The sequence below is a fragment of the Leptospira sp. WS58.C1 genome (assembly GCF_040833995.1).
Taxonomy (GTDB): Bacteria; Spirochaetota; Leptospiria; order Leptospirales; family Leptospiraceae; genus Leptospira_B; species Leptospira_B cinconiae.
This window is the reverse complement of sequence record NZ_CP162137.1, coordinates 1,473,510-1,492,938: the sequence shown is the minus strand read 5'-3', so window position 1 is coordinate 1,492,938 and position 19,429 is coordinate 1,473,510. Positions and strand designations below refer to the sequence as shown.

Genomic DNA, 19,429 nt, shown 5'->3' with positions numbered 1-19,429 from the left:
CCGAGCTTAAAATGAAACAGGGACTTTCAGTCTTCTTTTTAGTTTTTGGATCTCTTCCGATTTTTTTTCATTAGTCCATCTCCACTCTTTACCTGCGATCTCTACTACTTTAGAAATCACCTCGTCGGTTGGAAGTCCAACAGTACCAAGTCCGGTCCTTCTCAAAAAAATATCCTGCAAGTTCATCGCCATTTCGAAACGGATCGCATACAGAACCTGGGCTGCCAATTCTCCGTCTTCGTCCAATACTTCCGATAATTGTCCGGAAGAATCCGCTAACTCCAGAATGGACTCGTATTCCGTTCCATAATGACGGACCAGATACTCTATTGTATTTTTAGGAAAATCAGGATGAGAAGTTTTAGCTTTTTCTAAATAAGATTGTATATCTGGAATCTCGCAACCTTTTAGGAATTTCTTCTTAGAAACGTTCGGCCCTACTTTTTTAGAGGATTTCTTTCGGATGAGTTTGAATATTTTCTCCGCAAAATGTCTGCTGGTAGTATATTTTCCACCGCCTGCACTGATCAGTCCCTCTATCCTGTCCTTAGAATGATCTTGTAATTCGGATTTTCTGGAGGCAGAGTACGTTTCCTTATCTTCTCCCCCTGTTTCCGCTAGAGGCCTAAGTCCACCGTAAGCAAACTCCACATCTTGGACTTTCAATTTTTCAGAAAGTAGACCGGAAGAATTGATATATTCCAAAAATTCTAAAATACTTTCAGAAGAAAGTTTCCAATCTTCCACAGGACCATAATAGGCTTTTTCGGTCGGGCCTATCATATTTTTCCCTCTCCAAGGAGCGAAACTGAAATGGCCTTTTTTACCTACATGGAGCACCATTGTATCAAAGTATTTTTTAGTGATTAGATAGATCCCTTCGGATCTTGTTTTAGGAATAGGGACTTTTATTTTTTTAGTTCCGTTCAGAAAATCCTGGCTCCAAGGACCGGATGCGTTCACGATTACGGACGCGTTTAATTTTACGTTTTTATTATGAATGAGGTCTTTAACGAAGGCACCTATAACCCGATTCCCTTCGAAGATCAATTCTTCCGCTTTTGTATAATTGGAAACGGAGGCACCTTCTTGTACTGCTGATTTTAGAAATGCAAGTGTCAATCTTTCGGGACTTGGCATAATACAATCGTAAAAATAGATCGCAGAGTCCATCGCCAAGCCGCGACTTCGGATCTCTTTTTTAGAAAGGATTTTATGCGCGGGGATCTTTTTGGATCTGTCCCAAGTCCAATTTCGATCGAAAGAAAGTAGATCGTATACGAATAGACCGACTCTTTCCAGAAGGCCGGGATCCGGCAGGATCATAGGATAAGGATAGACCAGGTTCGGAGCAATATTGGATAAGATCCTTCTTTCCTTGAGCGCTTCTCTGACTAAGGACAGATCAAAACGTTTTAAGTATCTTAAGCCGCCGTGGATCAACTTTCCTGTGGCAGATGATGTTGCTCCGCCGAAATCTTCTTTTTCGACCAGGGCGACGGAAAGTCCCCTACTTGCAACTTCGTAGGCTAAGGCAGAACCTGTGATCCCACCCCCTATGATCAATACGTCAAAACGAGCCTCTTCGCCTAGTTTTTCGATAAAACGTTCCAATTTCTGAGGCTTCATTTACCTGCCTTAGAAGAAGTGAGGATCTCTCTGATCTCTTTTTGAAGAGCAGGTCTTTCACTTTCTATATTCCAAAGTCCTAAACGAAAAATTAATATAGGAAGTCTCCATCTTTCTATATCTTTCCAATCCATTCCGGAGACGGAAAGATATCTTTTCAAATACCCTTTTAAGATGAACTTTCGGACCACAGTATAGAATAGGATCTTTAAGAAAGGAGTCCCAGGCCAAAGTTCCGCGTCTTGGAACAGAAAAACGGTAGAAGCAACATCCGCTGCAGGATCTCCTCTTAAAGCGGTCATCCAATCTATGATCACAAAGGAATCCTTTGTTACGACCACATTTTCGGGATGAAAATCCAGATGTAAAATGGAAGAACCTTCCGGCAAAGACCCTAATAATTGTTTTGCGACCTTCTTCTCTTCCTTACTTAAAAAAGAAATCGGTTCTCTTGAGAGAGTTTTAATCGCTTCCGATCTGATATCCTTCATTTTTTTGGTTTTTTTATTATGCAAATCCAGATGAAGGTCTGCGAGTGTTTTAGAAAGACTGAAAAAAGTCAGAGGTTTTTTGTCCGGAAGTTTGGTGAGAGAAATTCCCTCCAATCTGTCGAAGACTAGTCCTTTTCTGTCTCCGATCTTGACCTTCTCATGACATTTCATGGAAGTGGCACCCGTGGAAAAAGCGATTACGGAATTAGAATATTCCGTATCTATTTCGGAGGAAGGGGTATCCTTAAAAAATAATTTCAGGATCTTGCTTGGTCCATATTCCAAAATTTCCGCGGACCTACCGATTGCTAATGAATTTCCAGGATTGGGTCGGTTTGTTTTTTTAGTGGGCATGATTCTTTTCTCTTTTTGTTGGGCAAAACTGATACTATATTCGTTTAATCACGAGCAAGTAGGAATTTCAGGAATATTATAGTCCGCCGTATCAGCCTTATTAGAATGGATATTATATAAGTTTGATCCCGTATTTTTCGAGAATATAATTGAAGGAAATAAAAAGTACAAAAGTTAAGAGCATACAAGATCCGAGAGCGGACCAAAAGCCGAATGTGGAATATAATTTAGGAAAAACCAAGAACATCGGCAAGGTAGGGATCACAAACCAAAAAGTATAATATGCATGATTGGAGATTTTTTCCGGATCCGTTTTTTCAAACTGCAACCAAAGCAAAGTTAATATGGTCACCAAAGGAAGAGAAGCAACTAAAGCCCCTAAACGATCGTTTCTTCGAGCGATCTCCGAAATCAAAACCACTAAAGCTGAAGTCACTGCGTATTTAACGATCAGATAGAACATAGTATCTTGAGAATTTTCAAAGTATCAACTTACGGATTTTTAACAAGTTTATAAATTGGGACCAAAATCCTATTTTTTAGTTTTCCTACTGATCCCTAAAACGGAAATGTCATCCTGCTTAGGGGCTCCTGCCAAGAATTCGTCTAACTTATTTAAAATTTGATCGATCCCTTGTCCCATAGGAATTCCTTTCAAATTCCCCACGATCTCCTCCACCCTACCTTCTCCGAATTCCTCCTTATGAGAATTCCATTGTTCGAAAAGACCGTCGGTAAAGAGAATCAGTTTAGAATCTTGGGCAAATTCCATCTCATTCGAGGTGTATCTAGTGTTCGGGATTACACCCATGATCCTTCCGGTTTTTTCCAAAGAATGGACCTCTTGACCCTGGATCAAATATTGGGGCACATGTCCGGCGGAAGAATATCGGATCAAGTTTAGATTCGTATCGATGTCTACAACGATACAAGTGAAGAACTGATTCAAATTTTTAAAAGTATGTAAGAACTCATTGTTTAAATGATACAGAATTTCAGTTACGCTATAAATCCCGCGTTTTAAGGATTCATAAATTGCTTTAATGGCCATAGTCAAGAGTGCTGCTTGCACCCCATGGCCAGTTGCATCAGCAAGGAATACGCGAGTGAGTCCCGGACGAAGTTCCATAATATCGAAAAAATCCCCTCCAACTTCCGTCAAAGGAAGATATCTCACGGTAATCTCCAATTCTCCCGTAAGTTTGTCCTCTTGAGAAATGATACCTGATTGAATTTTACGTGCAGTGGATAGATCACTTTGTAATAAACTTAGATTATGTTCCAACTCAACAGCTAAGGTCTCTTTTTCTTTAATATTAGTCCTAATTTTATCCAATACCAAATTATATCTTTCTGCGATCTGCCCCACTTCCGTAAACGGTTCTATGGAAAGATCTTGGCTTAGATCTCCCGTCTGTTTTTGATATTCCATTTCCATAAACAAATCGATTAATTCGGTAGTAGCCCTATGTTCCGTATAATTCAAACCTTGGTATTCGTTTTGGGGAGAGACTCTCAGACTATAAAACCGATGGATCATAAACAAAAGCGGATAACTTACTCCAAAAGAAAGGATCGCACAAGAAATCACACCTAACAACTGTACCAGGATCTGAGTAGTCCTATCCAAACCTGTTCCTAAAACGGAAAGATCTCCGAAAAATCCAACTGCCAACGTACCCCAGATCCCGGAGACAAGATGTACTGGAACGGCACCAACTGCATCGTCTAATTTAAGCTTATCTAATATTGCTCCCGCTTCGAACATTAAGATCCCTGCAACTAATCCTATAAAAAGTGATTCCATAGAATTGACCGCATTACAAGGAGCAGTGATTGCGACAAGCCCTGCCAAGGTCCCGTTTAAAGGAAGAGTGGCTTCTGCATATTTCAAACGCAGCCATCCATAGATCAAACCGGAAGCCATTCCTCCGGAAGCTGCAAACATAGTATTTACGATAATTTTTGGAACCTCGGAAGAAAAGGCAAGAGTGCTTCCCCCATTAAATCCGATCCAACCAAACCAAAGGATCAATGTTCCTAACATCGCGAGCGGAAGATTATGCCCTGTGATCTTACGAACTGATCCATCCTTGCCATATTTTCCGGTGCGATTGCCAATGAGCATCATCGCTGAAAGTCCGACCCATCCCCCTACACTATGTACTGCAGTGGAACCTGCGAAGTCCATAAAGCCTAGTTGAGAAAGCCAACCGGTAAATTGATTCCAATTTTGTAGATCTCTTCCCCAGACCCAATGACCAAAGATCGGATAGATCAAAGAAGAAATAATAGTAGTGACGATGATATACGCGCCGAACTTCATTCTTTCGGCAACGGCTCCGGAAACGATTGTAGCTGCAGTTCCGCAGAACATGAGTTGGAATAAAAAGAAAACGGAAGTTTCCGGACTCGTATTTGAAAAATCAGGGAAGAAAGTATCCTTTCCAATCCAACCGAAATAGGTTGTGCCGAACATCAGTCCGAATCCTATCGAGTAGAAAACGAGAGTAGCGATTCCGAAATCCGTAATATTCTTAATCGCTACATTGATCGAGTTTTTGGTTCGGGTTAGGCCGGATTCTAAACACAAAAATCCGGCCTGCATAAAAAATACCAATCCGGAAGAAAGAATGATCCAAAGAATATCGAAACTCGTTTTAGGCATCGAATTTCTTATTTCAGGAAATGATAAGCGAATTGGCAAGAATTGTTTATATTCTTAGGATGTTTGCTCGAACAATAACTCCTTAAGGGATGTCTATTTTCGGATTTAAGATCTAACTAAAAGTTTACTTACTAGATTGGATAATTCGAATCAAATCCGATTCGACCTCTCTTGCCTCTTGTGCCAAAACTTTCGAGTCGGACAAAGTCCGCAAAAGGGGTTCGGGTCTGATCATTCCAATCTTAGTTTTCCCATGATCAGTGTAAACGGAGATCCGGCAAGGTAGCGCGAAATTCATCTCCATATCCTCGCTTAGCACTTTACTCGCACGGAGCGGGTTGCAAACTTCGAAAATTCGGCATTCTTCCGGAAATTCGACCCCTTTCTTTTTCATAGTTTCCTTGAGGTCGTGAACATGTAACACTCCATATTTCGCCTCGGCTACGTTCTTCTGCAAATCCAAAGAAGCTTGCTCCACACTCTTGGCCGACTCAACGATATATTTCATAAATCTGTCTCCATTTATCCCCGGTTCCAGGGCCTTACTGATTAGACTACTCAAAAGTAATAATACCCTATGGGGTATATAGAATTTATTCTTTTTATCCTCAAAAATTCCTCAGTCGGAAGGAATATACTTTTTCAACTTCCAGATCTTTTGAACATATTCCAAGACCGTTCTGTCGGAGGAAAAATTTCCGGCCCTTGCCGCATTTATGATCGTTCGTCTTGTCCAATCTTCGGAATGTAAATAATCCTTTGAAATTCTATCTTGGACGTTTATGTAAGAGTGGAAATCCGCGAGTAAATAATACGCATCTCCTCGTAACAGAAGTTCGTCCACCAAATCCTTAAAAAGGTCTTTAGCTTCCTTCAGAAAGAAACCTTTTCGAACTGCGTTCAAAACGTTCATGATCGCAGGATCAGTATTATAGATCATGAGTGGATCGTAGCCGGAATTCTTGAGTTCTTTCAGCTCATCTACAGTATGTCCGAATACATAGATATTTTCATCCTTCACAGTTTCCAAAATTTCCAAATTAGCTCCATCTAATGTACACACGGTAAGCGCTCCGTTTAACATGAACTTCATGTTTCCGGTTCCGGAAGCTTCGGTTCCCGGACAAGAGATCTGTTCGGACAAATCTGCGGCTGGAATAATTTTCTCAGCCAGACCCACATTAAAATTTGGAAGAAATACGACTTTAAGAAGCCGATTCACTTGCGGATCCGAATTCACGACATTTCCGACAGAATGGATCAATTTGACGATCAACTTTGCTTTACGATATCCCGGGGCGGCTTTTCCCGAAAAGAAGACCGTTCTAGGAGCGTAAAGGCCGGAAGGATTTTCCTTGATCCTTTGATAGTCGTACACGATACGCAAAACATTCAAAAGTTGCCGTTTATATTCATGTATTCTTTTTATCTGGACATCGAATATGGAATTCGGATCGATCCTTAATCCTAAAGTGTTCAGAGTAAAATTAGATAGAAATTCCTTATTTTCCTTTTTGATCTTAGCCCATTCCTGTCTAAATTCCTTATCTCCCGAATACTTTTCCAATTCCGATATATTAGAAAGATCCTTTTGCCAACCATCTCCGATATTATCCGTTATTAGATCCGAAAGTTTAGGATTTGCAGTAAGGAGCCAACGTCTATGTGCGACTCCGTTAGTTATATTATGAAATTTTTCCGGAAACAACGAATAGAATTCTGGAAATATATTGGTCTTCAGGATTTCGGTGTGCAATTTTGCTACCCCGTTAACACTTTTAGAAGCTACCACCGCTAAATGGGACATTCGGATCCTTTTCGGGTTTCCTTCCTCTATAATGGAAACCTTACGTACAATATCTTCGGAAACGTTCTTCCTTCTAAGTTCTTGCAGAAAATTGAAATTGATCTCGTATATAAGCTGAAGATGTCTAGGTAACACATTTTCCATCAAATCCACCGTCCAACTTTCCAATGCTTCCGGCATGATGGTATGATTCGTATATGCAAAACATTGAGTCGTATAATCCCATGCTTGGTCCCAAGGCATGGAATACCCGTCGATTAACAAACGCATAAATTCAGGGATCGCTAAGGTAGGATGAGTATCATTCAGATGAAAGATGAGCCTACGAGGAAGATTCTCCCATTTGATCCCCTCTTCCGAAATAAATTGTGCTAAGGCGTCCTGTAGAGTCGCGCTTACCAAAAAATATTCCTGCTTTAATCTCAATTCTCTCCCTTGTTCTATGCTATCGTTGGGATAAAGGACCTTAGAGATATTCTCAGACTTTTGTTTGTCTTCGATGGCTCTCAAATAATCCCCGTGATTAAAATAGTCTAGGTTAAATTCCCTACTAGACTTTGCCTTCCAAAGCCTAAGATTGATGACTGAATTCGTCTTAAATCCCGGAATGAAAACATCATACGCTTCAGCAAGTACGACTTCCTTAGGATCCCAAATACAAAACGAACAACCTTTATGATCGATATCCGTCTTGATCTGCCCGTAAAACTGAACGGGATATACAAGATCCATTCTTGCAATCTCCCAAGGATTATCCTGGTTCAACCAGTTCTCCGGATACTCTCTCTGGAATCCGTTTCGGATCTCTTGTCTAAAAATCCCGTATTCGTAACGAATACCTGCCGCTTGAGCGGGAAAATTCAACGTTGCAAGCGAATCCAAAAAGCAAGCGGCCAATCTTCCCAAACCGCCATTCCCCAAGGCTGCATCAGGTTCGTTTTCAGCGACTTCCGAAAGTTCATATCCGAGACTCTGCAAAGCTTTTTCAGCGGTATTTTTCATCTGGAGACTTGCAAGATTGGTTCTCAGTAACGTTCCGAGTAGATATTCAATCGAAAGATAATATACTTTTCGAACCTTCTTACTCCTATATTGTTCCTGAATTTCATTCCACCTGCTGATAAGTATATCCCTTAAGCTCATCGCTAAGGCCCGATAGATATCCTCTTTGTAGGTATTGTTCTTATATTTTCCGAGTTCGTATTCCAGTTTTTTAACGATGGTAGAGCCAAGAGAATCCACTCCCATCTTAACATCTCGCTCGAACAGGTCCAAAATTTTCCGACGTTCAGTAGTTTCCATATCCTTTCACTCCCAAATTTGAAATATCGGCGGGATATCCCCTATACAAAACCAGTCCCTTCAGATCCTTCGAATAGCGGATCTTCCAATTCGGATATTCCTCGCTAGTCCCGGGGAAATTCGTCTGTTCTTCTTCCATTAGAATATCATGAAGTGAGAATATAGAATATTCCGACGACGTTCTTCCCAAAAGTTCGAACATACCGTCTCTAAATGAAATTTCGAAATCCTTCCCGTTTTCCTCCCCGATCCGGATATTCTCCCTATTTAAGAGGTCCAAAATTTCCCTTTTCTCCCTTTCCCTACTGGTGGAAAAAACTTTCGCAGTCTCCTCGTCCCAAATCGAAGTTCTCTTTCTAAATTCTATATCAAATCCGTTCCAATATCCCTTCAAGGTGGGAAGGTCGTGGGTATTATGAACGGAAACGGATTTGAGTGGATAATCGTTGGGAGGAATAAATCCTTCTCCCTGACGTTGTTCGAAGTATAGAACGCGAAAGGAATACAATCCGAAATCCATTAGTTTTTCCTTAATTTCATAAGGAACATTTCCCAGATCTTCGGCGACTAGAACGCAACGTTTCCTATGGCTCTCGAGAGCTAAGATCTTTAACAAATGTTCTGCCGGATAAGATACGTATCCCCCTTTGGAACCTTGAGGAATCCAATATAGACGGAACAATCCGAGAGCATGATCGATCCTTAACATTCCGCTCTCGATCATATTGTTTCGGACCAATTTGATAAAATGATCGAAACGGGTCTCTATCATCCTGCGAGGGATCGAAGGAGGGATCCCCCAATTCTGACCGGTAGGCGAAAATAGATCGGAAGGAGCCCCCACTTTCGTTGAAGACGCAAAGTCCATAGAAAAACTTCTGACCTCCGGTCCGTTCGGATCCGAGCCCACTGCCAAATCTCCGAATAATAGTACCTTCCTTTTTTTAAAATATTCCTGTATCCTTCTCCATTGTGTCTCGGTTACCCAGGAGAGAAAATAGATGAAATCAATATACTCCTCTCTGTCGTGGGTCTTTTTGTTTGTTTCGGATTTCTTATGCGAGTTTAGGGATTTCCTTTCGTAGAAAGTAGCTCCCGATAATTTTTCGGTCCAGTATGCGTGAGAAAAAAGAAGTTCTCCTTGTTCAGAAACGAAATTCGAAAATTCCCTCTTGTCTTTTTTTGATTTCGGATCTGAAGAAGAGATAAATTCCAAATAGGCTTGGTATAAATATCCTAATTTAAATTCGTGGACCGATTCAAAATTTATGTATTTTCCCGAGGTTTCCTTTTTGTGAAATTTTGGCCTCTCTCCGAAATATCTTTTTGATGTTTCCGGAAGGTCCAGATCTTCGAACACCCAAGGCAAATGAACGTATAAATAGTCTTTAAAAAACCTATTCCAGGAAAAATACGGGCTAAAATCGCGAGTGGGGATCGGATATGGAAAATGTAGCGGGTTGATGGAGAGGACCTTATAGCCTGAATCGGAACAATAATCCGCTAAAATATAGAGGTCGTGAAAATCTCCGATACCGTCGTTCATTTCCGAACGGATTGCATATAATTGGACTGAAATACCCAACTTCTTTCTATTTTCTTCTACAGAATAACATTTTTCCGGGTGAACCACCAAAACGGAAGAAAGACCTTCGAACCTGCCAGGAACATTATGAATAGATAATTTATGATATCCGAATTCGATCCGATCGTTGATCCTTATTTTATATACAAATTTTTTTCGAGGCAGTTCTTCCTCCGTGTTATCCGGCTCGGATAGCTCAAGAGGGAACTCTTCCGTTTTCCCGTTCTCCCTTTCGATCTTCAAAAAACAATCCTCAGGAAAATGCAGATATGGCCATCGGAATCGGATCCATCTTTCCTTATCTTCTCCGCTTGAAAAATAAATATGATCCAAAAGTCGCGATGAGTCGGAAAGTCGGATCATAGCCAGAAGTTTTTTCGGGTCTCTTGCCTCTTGTTCTTCCCATCCCAACGCGGTCAACAGTCCCAATGCGGATCTTTCATCTAATTCGTGAAGTTTCCCATCGAGATCATAGTATTTAGGTACTAGTCCCAATTCATTCCAGATTTTCTCCCGATCCGTTTCCATAGATTATCCGTTAAGCACTGATCCAGGTTCTTCGAAAAGGACTAGCGACTTAGGTTGTGCTATATAAGAAGAAAGAAGAATTTCCTTCCGGTTGGAAAAAGTTTTTTCGGAGGTATCTATTACTTTACACAAAGGAGAACCGATGCTGGACTCCGGAAAGACGAACTTCACTTCCCTGTCCGTTGGATTCAAAAGAAGGATAAAGCCGATCTCCGAATCGGTTTCCCGCATAATATTCTTAAGATCCGTCTTTCTAAAACGGGCATACCAGGAAATCGGATAAGATCCGCTTCTTGCAAACGACGGATCGGAAATTTCGACTCCATTCTCATCGCTAACGATCGATTTCCAGAGAAGAGAATTATCATCCGAGATTAACGTATCAATTTTTCCAAATATAGGATTGGATTTTCTATACCGGATCAAATAGTTTACGAACGCAAAAAAATCCTCTTTTTCCGCATCCGATTCCCAGTCGTAAAAATTAATATTATTATCTTGGCAATATGCGTTGTTATTTCCTTTTTGAGTTCTGGAAAGCTCGTCTCCTCCCGAAAGCATCGGGACAGAGGAAGACAGTAAAAGGTTAGAGATCAGATTCCTTTTTTGTCTTTCTCTCATAGAGAGAATATCTTCGTTATGTGTAGGCCCCTCTTCGCCGCAATTCCAAGAGTAATTCTGATCGGCACCGTCCCTGTTATTTTCTCCGTTTTTTTCGTTATGTTTTCCGTTGTACGATACCAAATCCTGAAGTGTAAACCCATCGTGACAGGTAATAAAATTTAATTTTTCAAACGGAAGATCCTTCGTAGTTTCCGGTGTAAGTCTTCTCTGTCCTAAATGACCAAGTATTTCTTTAGAATCAACATCACCTGAATTCCAAAATTTACGAACGGAATCCCGAAAAGTATCGCTCCATTCCCTCCATGGCGAAGGAAAACGGTCCTGAAAATTCCCTTCCAAGTCCCAAGGTTCCGCAATTAGTTTGAGTTCCGAAAGAAGCGGATCCCGTTTCAATGCGGCGATAAAAGAAGGAAAGGATTCGGGAAGTCCATCGCTCCCGCGGATCAAACTTGCCGCTAAATCGAATCTAAATCCGTCCACATGCGTTTCCGAGGCCCAATATCTAAGACTATTGATGATCAGGTCCAACACAACCGGCTTAGAAACATCTAATGTATTGCCGCATCCAGAATAATTCCGATACATCATCTTTTTATGATCTTCTAATCGATAGTACGATCGGTTGCATAGACCGCGAAAATGAAGATTCGGACCGAAATGATCTTCCTCGCAGGTATGATTATAAACCACATCGAGTATTATCTCGATCCCTGCGCTATGAAACGTTTTTACCATCGTTTTGAAATCCCGGAGTAATTCCACCTCTGCTCCCTTTCGCGCATAACGTATATCCGGAGAGAAAAAGTTCAAAGTATTATAACCCCAATAATCGGATAATCCGGAGGTCTGTAAACGAGCGCCGGAATAAGACTGATGGATCGGTAAGAGTTCGACGGAAGTAATCCCCATACTTTTTAAATGGTTCAGTATCGGTTCGGAACAAAATCCCAAAAATGTTCCTCGTAAATCTTTCGGAATATCCGGATGATTTATAGTCATACTTTTAATATGAGCTTCATATAGGATCGTATCTTGCCAGGAATAGGAAGGCTTATGCTCGTTCGACCAATCGAAACTTTCATCAATCACTCTAGCAAGAGGAGAGAATGCCGCGTTATCCGCTTCACTCATTATAGAGATGTCACTTTCTTTCGGGATTTTTTCCAAATTCTCCCGACGATACGCGTATAAAGAAAGATCCAGAACCGGAAGACGAGCGATCGACTTTGCATACGGGTCCAAAAGAACCTTGTAAGGATTGAACCAATGGCCTTCCCAAGGTTCGAACGGCCCATGAACCCTATAACCGTACAAGACTCCCGGTTTAAGGCCGGAAAAATATCCGTGCCAAACAGGCCCCGATCTTGAACTTAAGCTAAAACGCTTTTCTTCCTTTTTAGAGAGCAAATCCGCAAAAAGACAGACTTCCACTTTCGTAGCGTATTCTGAGTAAACCGCGAAATTAACTCCTCTCCCGTCCCAACTTGCACCCAAAGGGTACGGTTTTCCAGGAGCAAAACTTAGTCCCATATCTCGGTACGGACGTTCATTTTCGATACGGATCGGATTCATACGGAAACGAATCTATATCGCTGTTACGAAATCGGAAGGGAGAACTTTTTTTGACTGAACTGAATGTAATTTTGGGGCATCAAGTCTTTGCTTAAAGTCTTGAAGAACATTCATAAAATAAACGTAAGCTTCGTAAGGAGATCCGTACGGACTGAAATATTTATGAACGTCACCGTCGTTGAAATATTTCGTACACATATAATAGAAATGATCCGAAGTCTGAAGTCTTCCGAACGTATCTATGATCTTTTCGTCTCCGGTAGAATGAACTCTATCTTCCAATGCGTATAACGCTTGGACTGCTTGTCTTTGCATTGAATTTCCGAGCCAAGCCGACAGATCTCTTTCCATATCCGCCCAGGAAACGGCTTCTTCCGTATCGATTTCTCCTAAACTATGGCTTCGTTCCGCTGCATTCGAAACGGTCCTAAATTTGAAATCAGGATGTTTACGAATAGCTGATGGAAGATATTTAAGGAATTCGAATATTCCAGATTCAGCCCATTGGTGTTCTCCAAATGTCTCGAAATCCATAAACAAGTTCACACAATTTCCGTTACCGGCAAGGGAATGAACCCAACGGGAAAACTTATCCGTATTCAGAGGAAAATGGGACCAATTTTTTTCGGAAAAACGAAAAGCGATGTCATCGCTTAAACGGTAATTTTTAGTCAGAAGTTTCAAACCAGGTTCCGATTTGGATTGGTACATAAAATTTGGACTTCTCCATCCCAAAAGGCGATCTACTCCTTCCATTAACATGAGCGTATAACCCATTTTTCGAACAAGGCGCGCAATATTATTGGAATATATCAATTCCGTATTTCTAAAGGCTTGCGGAAGAACTCCTAACTCTTTCTTCATCGTTTTTCTATGTTTTAATACCTGGCGCGAAAATTCCTTTTCCGAATAAAGACTAGATAAGGAATGATAGTATGTCTCCGAAAGGAATTCCACATATCCGGTATCCGCTAATTTTTTAAACTGATCTAGAACTTCCGGATACCAAAGTTTAAACTGCTCAATAGCCGTTCCTGAAATGGAAAAAGTTACCTGAAAATCCTCTTTAAATTCGCGGATAAGGTCCAAAAGAAGATTTGTCGTAGGGATATAACATTTCTCCGATACCTTTCGGAGTATTTGCCTATTTCTCTCCTCGTCGAAATAGGTATGATCCTTTCCTATTCCGAAAAAATCATAAGGTTTAAGACGAAACGGTTGATGGACTTCGAAATAAAAGCACACAGATATCATAAAAAGCTCCTATACACTTGGGCGATTTTTTTGGCGGTAGACATCCAATTGATCCTTTCAGATTCGGCTTTGGCCTGATTTCCGATCTCTTCCCTCAAAGGACCGTATTTCAGGATCGAGATCGCTTTTTCCGCAAGACTATCCGTATCCCAAAAATCAAATTTTAAACATTGATGAACGATCTCACTCACTCCGGATTGTTTAGATAAAATGACGGGCAGATTGTGGGACATTGCTTCTAATGCCGTTAAACCGAAAGGTTCGGAAACGGACGGCATTATATAAACGGAACACATACTGTAGAGGCGATGAGTTTTCTCCGCATTTAAAAACCCGGTATAATGGAAATAACCTCCCAGGCCCAAATCTGCGGCTAATTCTATCATGCGATTCTGTAAGTCTCCACTTCCCGCCATGACGAATTTCACATTCGGAACCTCCCTTACGATCTTCGCGGCGGCCTTTACAAAATAATCCGGACCTTTTTGGTGAGTAATCCTTCCTAAAAACAATATGATAGGGTCTGTAATATTATTCTCTCCCCAATTTTCCCTTCCTTCAGCCGTAGGGGAAATACCGTTATGCGCGACATCTATCTTATTCTCATCGATCCCGTATTTATCTCTTATTATATTCTTAGTATATTCGCTTACAGAAACGATACGATCAGCGGATTCGAAACCTTCTCTTTCTATCCGCTTGATTTCCTCATTACCGCTCTCTCCACATCGATCGAATTCAGTAGCGTGGACATGAAGAATCGTAGGTATATTTTTTTTCCTCTTCAGCTCATTTGCAGCAAGAAAGGTCATCCAGTCATGCGCATGGACGATATTCGGTCTTATTTTTTCCCCCAACAGGGAAACAATCTTTGAAAACATTCGTATATCGTAATATAGATCCGGACCGTATCCACCTGCAATCTCCGGAATTTTTTCAGACAACTCTTGTGTCATATTTTCAGCATATTGGGAAGACCAAGTTATCCCTGACGATCTTTCTTGCTTTTTCCCGGGAGAAAAATATGGAGAAAACATAAGCCTTTCAGGAAGACTTTCTAAAATCGTTTCGTTCTCTTTGATTAATTCCGCCTTTTCATTCGATCCCAATAGTTCCCAAACCTTTCGAATGTCCAAAAGGCGAATACCATCTATCTCTTCCTCGTTTCCGTGTAGTTTAGGAACGATAAAATCGACGTTATATCCCAAGGAGGCGATATTTTTTGCAATTTCCTTACACGCAACGCCAAGACCTCCCGTGATATTCGGGGGATATTCCCATCCAATCATGAGTATTTTCGCATCTCTCATGATCCTTTGCCTCCTAATATCCGAATTCCTGTGACAAAAGATCATACATTTACTCTACACTAACGTCAACACCCACAAGGTCGAACAACGTAAGTAACCGAGAAACGACAAATTCACAGGGAATCCAATAGACATTCATCTAACGGAGAATTACGACCGATACCGACAATCAAATCCTTGCACAATTCTCACTCAAGTTCAGCTAACATCCATTTAACTATAGGGCCGCAATAGAAAAAGATAAAGGGAAAGACTTCGCATGAAAACTAAAGAAAAACGGCAAACAAAAGAGAAAAATAAAACAAAATTTATGTTATTCCATATTATAAAAATAACATGATATTCTTTTCAGGACACTACCTTCATTATGTCTTATACAATCGGAACATCAGGAACAAAAACGAAACACTTTGCCGAGGAAAATTATTGTCATCTCCCGTTGGATAATAAAATCCTTTCATGCGCTTTCTACTCTCCTCCGCCTCCCTGCTCCTACTTGCATTTTCCCTTTTATCCAAAACATCCGAACCGGCGGATCCTTGTTCCAAGATCAAAAACAAAAACGATCAGAAAAAATGTTACATGAACGAGTACCAAGTCGCTGACAAAGAATTGAACCTTACTTATAAAAAAATAAGGGAAGGTTTGTCCGAACCCGAAAAGGTAGATTTAAAAAAATTGCAAGTTCTTTGGATCGGATACAGAGACGGGATTTGTGAAGGTCCTGGACTTTCCCTGCCGTGAGCAAAAATACTTTTCCGTTCAAATCGATTTCTGGATCATCCCCTCGTGATATAATCATTCTCACCCCCCAGTAAAGGGATTTTGAATTTATCTTCTATCTTGAAATCTATTTGGATATCTCCGATCATTAAAACTTTAGAGCACCCATTTTTTTCTGATCCCGTATTTAAGTTACAGTTAAATCAATAACTTCCCTTAAATTAGTCAAAGAATTCTGAAAATCGTTGTTAGAGGGACTTATTACAAAGTAAAGAACAGTTGACTTAATCCCACCTCCGGTAAACGAAAACATCACCAATTGTCCTGCGCTGAGCCCATGAGAATTCGACTGGATCCGATCGGTAGCCGGAACAATGCCGATTATCGTACGATGAACAAGATTCCATAGAGCAGAATACGTCGTCCTTGAAATTGCCTGACCGTTTGTGATCATAAAAGCGGAAGGAATATTCGGAAAATCGAATTCAATGATTGCTCCCAAAGGGACGTTTGTCGTTGAAAGCAAAGCCGTTAAAGAATCGATTGGTGATTGTAAATTCTCCACTTGAGATTGTAGAGAAATGTCGTTTGTATAGAGTGAAGAATACTCTTGATCAAAAAGGAGCCCGTCGTTCGGCGTGCTTCTATCTCATGTTATCTTCTTCTTTATGCTCAGGATTGGTATATAAATGTTCTCCTAAATTGTATTTGCACCATGTTCTGGAACTCACACATTTATGTCCCGTGCGACAGAAAAATTGAATATTATCTTCTGAAGAATATTCAATTTTATAAAATTACTATTCTTCAAATTAAAAAAACAGAAATTACTTAACCCTTGATCTGTATTCCTCCGGGATTTCCTAAATTACTGCCAGTCGCCATCTGGCCATTGCCGCCATATTGCCCGGAAAGTGTTGCTCCTCCCGAACCGCCTGCACCTCCGTTTCCTCGATTGCCCACAATTCCCGAAATACTTGATCCCGGAATGACTTGTAAATTCGGAATATTCAAATATTCTCCTGAACCGCCAAGTCCGCCTGAAGCTCCAGATGGAGAAGAATTCCTTCCGGCACCACCGGAAGGAGCAAATGTATTCCTCCGCCCCCAGCTTGGTTGCTCTGACCAGGAACCTTCCGCATTCATACTGCCGTCACTGCCGGATTGAGCGGATCCGCTCTCATTACCGCCCGCTCCTCCAGCCCCCCCTGCAAATACGGTACTATTCATACCAGAAGTTCCAGATTGCCCAGGTAATACAGGCGGCAAAACCGGTCGATGACTTGCGCCACCACCACCGCCTCCTCCTCCACTACCGCCCGAGGCAGCATTAGATCCGAAACTAGTATCTTCTCCTTTAGCGCCACCGCTACCACCAATTCCGCCGGTCCCACTAAAGAAGTCATTAGCACCGCCACCACCTCCTCCTCCTGGACCACCTGCACCCCCTACCAAATTGCAGTTTAATACGTAAATATCTTGAGGAACCATGAAGGCAAAAGTACCTACAGAAGATTTCGAAAATAAGACTGTTTCGTTTTCGGTGAAAGGTTTAATTACGGAAGGCAAAGAAGTTTCCGAGTCTTGTAAGGCAACCGCAATAAAGTAATAAGTTTGTCCTTCGATAGGCGTATTAAATAAAACATGCCTCTGTCCTCCCCCCGAAATTTCCTGGACTTCATCATAGTCCGATAAAGATACGAAGGAGCCCGCTTTCATGAAAATTTTATAGCCTGTTGCGATACTCGAAAATACTTTAGCGGTCGCAACTTTCCAACCACCGTTTACAACATCTAAAGCAGGAGTTACGGAAACTGCTCCGGCGAAAAGTGCTCTATGTAGTAGCATAATTTTGAGAATAACTTCCGTAATATTTTGATCCGGAATAATAGAAAATCATCAGATCCGCCTTATTGGGACCGGAACTCAAGATCGGTGCAACACCACCGGGCCATACAACAGAAGAAGGCCAGGTGACCGTTCTTCCGCCAGTCGCATCCTGTATCAGGAAAATAGAATATACTTTCCCCGATTTCGGACCGGAAAAAGCCAAAGTGCAATTCGAAGAATCTAAAACCAATCTATGTGCATATCCTAACGCGAAATTGATCGTCTTAGAAGCACCGGAATTCCCATTATCAAACTCAGGCGCATTGATCTCGTCGATTTCGCTCTGCAAAGTATTGTCGTTCGTATATAAACGACCAAACTCGGAGCCGAGAAGATTTCCATCATTTGGAGTAAATCGATTGAAAGTCGTTTCCGGTGTATTAAATGGTGTTGGCATATAACAAATTCCCTATTATCAAAAAAATAACTTTATTCTAATATCTTAAGAAGTATGACCTTTCCCTAAACCGGTTCGAGTTGTCATTACTCGATTTCCAGTCCCGGTATTCGCAACTGCAACAAATGTCCCTAACTCAGGAGACCAACAAACAGAAGTCCAGTTATTGTCTGCAGCACTCGCTCTAACCGTCCAATTGATACCGTCTGAAGAAGACATGACGCGGTTACCAGTTCCGGAACTTGCGACTGCAATAAAAAGTTTTAGTAATGGAGACCAGCATATTGAGGTCCATGTGTTATTGGCTGCACTCGTTCGACCTATCCAGTTAGCTCCATCTACGCTAGTCATCACTCGATTTCCAGTTCCAGTATTTGCGACTGCTGCAAATAGCCCAAGTTCAGGGGACCAACAGACTGAACTCCAAATTATATCAGTATTACTTATTAGTCTTTGAAGCCATGAAATCCCATCAGTGGAAGTCATCGTGTGATCAATTGTTCCGGTTCCGCCCACTGCCACAAAAATACCAAGCTCAGAAGACCAACAGACTGAAGCATAGTTCAGACTAGTAAGCGAAACTGTTCGGATAGTCCAACTCGTTCCATTAGCAGATGTCATTATCTTGTTTGCGCTTGTTCCACTGTTACCAACGGCAACAAAAAGACTTAACTGAGGAGACCAACATACAGAGGTCCAACCTACAGCGAAAGTGATCGCTCGACTTGTCCACGCAACTCCGTCTGGAGATGTTATCACGCGATTTGTTCCTGCATTTGAAACAGCCACAAAAAGATTTAATTGGGGGGACCAGCAAACAGACGTCCAAGTATTGTCCGGAACACTTGTCCGACTTGTCCAGGTAACTCCATCCGGAGATGTCATTACTCGATTTCCAGTGCCAGCACCACTTGCAACCGCAACAAAAAGGTTCAATTGCGGTGACCAGCAAATCGAAGTCCAATTATTATCTACAGGATTAGTGCGTGTTACCCAAAAATCTGCAAACCATGCTGCCATATTCTTAAGAAACGTTGGCACCAAAGATTGGATCAAAGAATCCACAGCCCTTTGAGAAGGAGCGAGATTTGTCTCAAGAGGAGCGTTCCAATTAGGAGTGTCTGTTATGTAAGTTTGCGGATTTAGCGCAGTTAATTGATCTTGCAAAGCTCGATCATTCGCATAGAGACGAGCAAATTCTATTCCGAAAAGGAGTCCGTCACTTGGAGTGAACCTATTAAAAATCGTATTTGGAGAGATCTGAGGTATAGTCATGATAATTTCAGTTTTCCTAA

14 protein-coding genes are annotated in these 19,429 nt (G+C 41.3%); 1 reads left to right on the top strand and 13 read right to left on the bottom strand.

Annotated features, from left to right (window positions below; all coding sequences use genetic code 11):
- Positions 1–6 precede the first annotated feature (6 nt).
- The 10 genes from AB3N61_RS06760 to AB3N61_RS06715 all read right to left on the bottom strand — a co-directional run bounded on the left by AB3N61_RS06760 (position 7) and on the right by AB3N61_RS06715 (position 15,124).
- On the bottom strand, positions 7–1,629 hold the full coding sequence (locus tag AB3N61_RS06760; RefSeq protein WP_367898852.1) for a glycerol-3-phosphate dehydrogenase/oxidase: 1,623 nt from the start codon (positions 1,627–1,629) through the stop codon (positions 7–9).
- Positions 1,626–2,474: a phosphotransferase family protein gene (locus AB3N61_RS06755; protein WP_367898851.1), complete on the bottom strand. Its 849-nt coding sequence runs from the start codon at positions 2,472–2,474 to the stop codon at positions 1,626–1,628. Before AB3N61_RS06755 ends, AB3N61_RS06760 begins: the two co-directional genes overlap by 4 nt.
- A 112-nt stretch (positions 2,475–2,586) precedes the next feature.
- On the bottom strand, positions 2,587–2,937 hold the full coding sequence (locus tag AB3N61_RS06750; RefSeq protein ID WP_367898850.1) for a DUF3147 family protein: 351 nt from the start codon (positions 2,935–2,937) through the stop codon (positions 2,587–2,589).
- 69 nt (positions 2,938–3,006) lie between these two features.
- Entirely contained in the window at positions 3,007–5,142 is a 2,136-nt protein-coding gene (gene amt / locus AB3N61_RS06745) for an ammonium transporter (RefSeq protein ID WP_367898849.1), read from the bottom strand.
- A gap of 124 nt (positions 5,143–5,266) precedes the next feature.
- Positions 5,267–5,650: a DUF302 domain-containing protein gene (locus AB3N61_RS06740; RefSeq protein WP_036088632.1), complete on the bottom strand. Its 384-nt coding sequence runs from the start codon at positions 5,648–5,650 to the stop codon at positions 5,267–5,269.
- A 111-nt stretch (positions 5,651–5,761) separates the two neighbouring features.
- Positions 5,762–8,251: a glycogen/starch/alpha-glucan phosphorylase gene (locus tag AB3N61_RS06735; protein ID WP_367898848.1), complete on the bottom strand. Its 2,490-nt coding sequence runs from the start codon at positions 8,249–8,251 to the stop codon at positions 5,762–5,764.
- Positions 8,238–10,364, bottom strand: a complete 2,127-nt coding sequence (gene malQ / locus AB3N61_RS06730; RefSeq protein ID WP_367898847.1) for a 4-alpha-glucanotransferase — start codon at positions 10,362–10,364, stop codon at positions 8,238–8,240. The genes AB3N61_RS06735 and malQ overlap by 14 nt, the downstream gene beginning before the upstream one ends.
- A gap of 3 nt (positions 10,365–10,367) precedes the next feature.
- Positions 10,368–12,560, bottom strand: coding sequence for a glycogen debranching protein GlgX (glgX, locus tag AB3N61_RS06725; protein WP_367898846.1), 2,193 nt, complete (start codon positions 12,558–12,560; stop codon positions 10,368–10,370).
- Positions 12,561–12,572: 12 nt separating this feature from the next.
- Positions 12,573–13,814, bottom strand: a complete 1,242-nt coding sequence (locus AB3N61_RS06720) for a glycoside hydrolase family 57 protein (protein WP_367898845.1) — start codon at positions 13,812–13,814, stop codon at positions 12,573–12,575.
- On the bottom strand, positions 13,811–15,124 hold the full coding sequence (locus AB3N61_RS06715; protein ID WP_367898844.1) for a glycosyltransferase family 4 protein: 1,314 nt from the start codon (positions 15,122–15,124) through the stop codon (positions 13,811–13,813). Before AB3N61_RS06715 ends, AB3N61_RS06720 begins: the two co-directional genes overlap by 4 nt.
- Positions 15,125–15,583: 459 nt before the next feature.
- On the opposite strand from AB3N61_RS06715, the gene AB3N61_RS06710 reads away from it, so the two are divergent.
- Positions 15,584–15,868 carry a lysozyme inhibitor LprI family protein gene (locus tag AB3N61_RS06710; RefSeq protein ID WP_367898843.1) on the top strand — a complete coding sequence of 95 codons (285 nt, stop codon included), beginning with the start codon at positions 15,584–15,586 and terminating at the stop codon, positions 15,866–15,868.
- An 810-nt stretch (positions 15,869–16,678) separates the two neighbouring features.
- Here the strand turns inward: AB3N61_RS06710 and AB3N61_RS06705 are convergent.
- From AB3N61_RS06705 to AB3N61_RS06695, 3 genes are read right to left on the bottom strand one after another with little or no spacing between them, the layout of a single operon-like run.
- The gene (locus AB3N61_RS06705) at positions 16,679–17,695 is read right to left on the bottom strand and encodes a hypothetical protein (protein ID WP_367898842.1); all 1,017 of its coding nucleotides are present in this window, start codon (positions 17,693–17,695) and stop codon (positions 16,679–16,681) included.
- On the bottom strand, positions 17,682–18,134 hold the full coding sequence (locus tag AB3N61_RS06700; RefSeq protein WP_367898841.1) for a hypothetical protein: 453 nt from the start codon (positions 18,132–18,134) through the stop codon (positions 17,682–17,684). Before AB3N61_RS06700 ends, AB3N61_RS06705 begins: the two co-directional genes overlap by 14 nt.
- Positions 18,135–18,179: 45 nt before the next feature.
- Positions 18,180–19,409: a hypothetical protein gene (locus AB3N61_RS06695; RefSeq protein ID WP_367898840.1), complete on the bottom strand. Its 1,230-nt coding sequence runs from the start codon at positions 19,407–19,409 to the stop codon at positions 18,180–18,182.
- Between the last annotated feature and the right edge of the window lie 20 nt (positions 19,410–19,429).

What these genes read in the sequence shown, in the direction of transcription:
- AB3N61_RS06760 (WP_367898852.1), bottom strand. Translation starts at nt 1,629, where the DNA reads ATGAAGCCTCAGAAATTGGAACGTTTTATCGAAAAACTAGGCGAAGAG.
- AB3N61_RS06755 (WP_367898851.1), bottom strand. Translation starts at nt 2,474, where the DNA reads ATGCCCACTAAAAAAACAAACCGACCCAATCCTGGAAATTCATTAGCA.
- AB3N61_RS06750 (WP_367898850.1), bottom strand. Translation starts at nt 2,937, where the DNA reads ATGTTCTATCTGATCGTTAAATACGCAGTGACTTCAGCTTTAGTGGTT.
- amt (WP_367898849.1), bottom strand. Translation starts at nt 5,142, where the DNA reads ATGCCTAAAACGAGTTTCGATATTCTTTGGATCATTCTTTCTTCCGGA.
- AB3N61_RS06740 (WP_036088632.1), bottom strand. Translation starts at nt 5,650, where the DNA reads ATGAAATATATCGTTGAGTCGGCCAAGAGTGTGGAGCAAGCTTCTTTG.
- AB3N61_RS06735 (WP_367898848.1), bottom strand. Translation starts at nt 8,251, where the DNA reads ATGGAAACTACTGAACGTCGGAAAATTTTGGACCTGTTCGAGCGAGAT.
- malQ (WP_367898847.1), bottom strand. Translation starts at nt 10,364, where the DNA reads ATGGAAACGGATCGGGAGAAAATCTGGAATGAATTGGGACTAGTACCT.
- glgX (WP_367898846.1), bottom strand. Translation starts at nt 12,560, where the DNA reads ATGAATCCGATCCGTATCGAAAATGAACGTCCGTACCGAGATATGGGA.
- AB3N61_RS06720 (WP_367898845.1), bottom strand. Translation starts at nt 13,814, where the DNA reads ATGATATCTGTGTGCTTTTATTTCGAAGTCCATCAACCGTTTCGTCTT.
- AB3N61_RS06715 (WP_367898844.1), bottom strand. Translation starts at nt 15,124, where the DNA reads ATGAGAGATGCGAAAATACTCATGATTGGATGGGAATATCCCCCGAAT.
- AB3N61_RS06710 (WP_367898843.1), top strand. Translation starts at nt 15,584, where the DNA reads ATGCGCTTTCTACTCTCCTCCGCCTCCCTGCTCCTACTTGCATTTTCC.
- AB3N61_RS06705 (WP_367898842.1), bottom strand. Translation starts at nt 17,695, where the DNA reads ATGCTACTACATAGAGCACTTTTCGCCGGAGCAGTTTCCGTAACTCCT.
- AB3N61_RS06700 (WP_367898841.1), bottom strand. Translation starts at nt 18,134, where the DNA reads ATGCCAACACCATTTAATACACCGGAAACGACTTTCAATCGATTTACT.
- AB3N61_RS06695 (WP_367898840.1), bottom strand. Translation starts at nt 19,409, where the DNA reads ATGACTATACCTCAGATCTCTCCAAATACGATTTTTAATAGGTTCACT.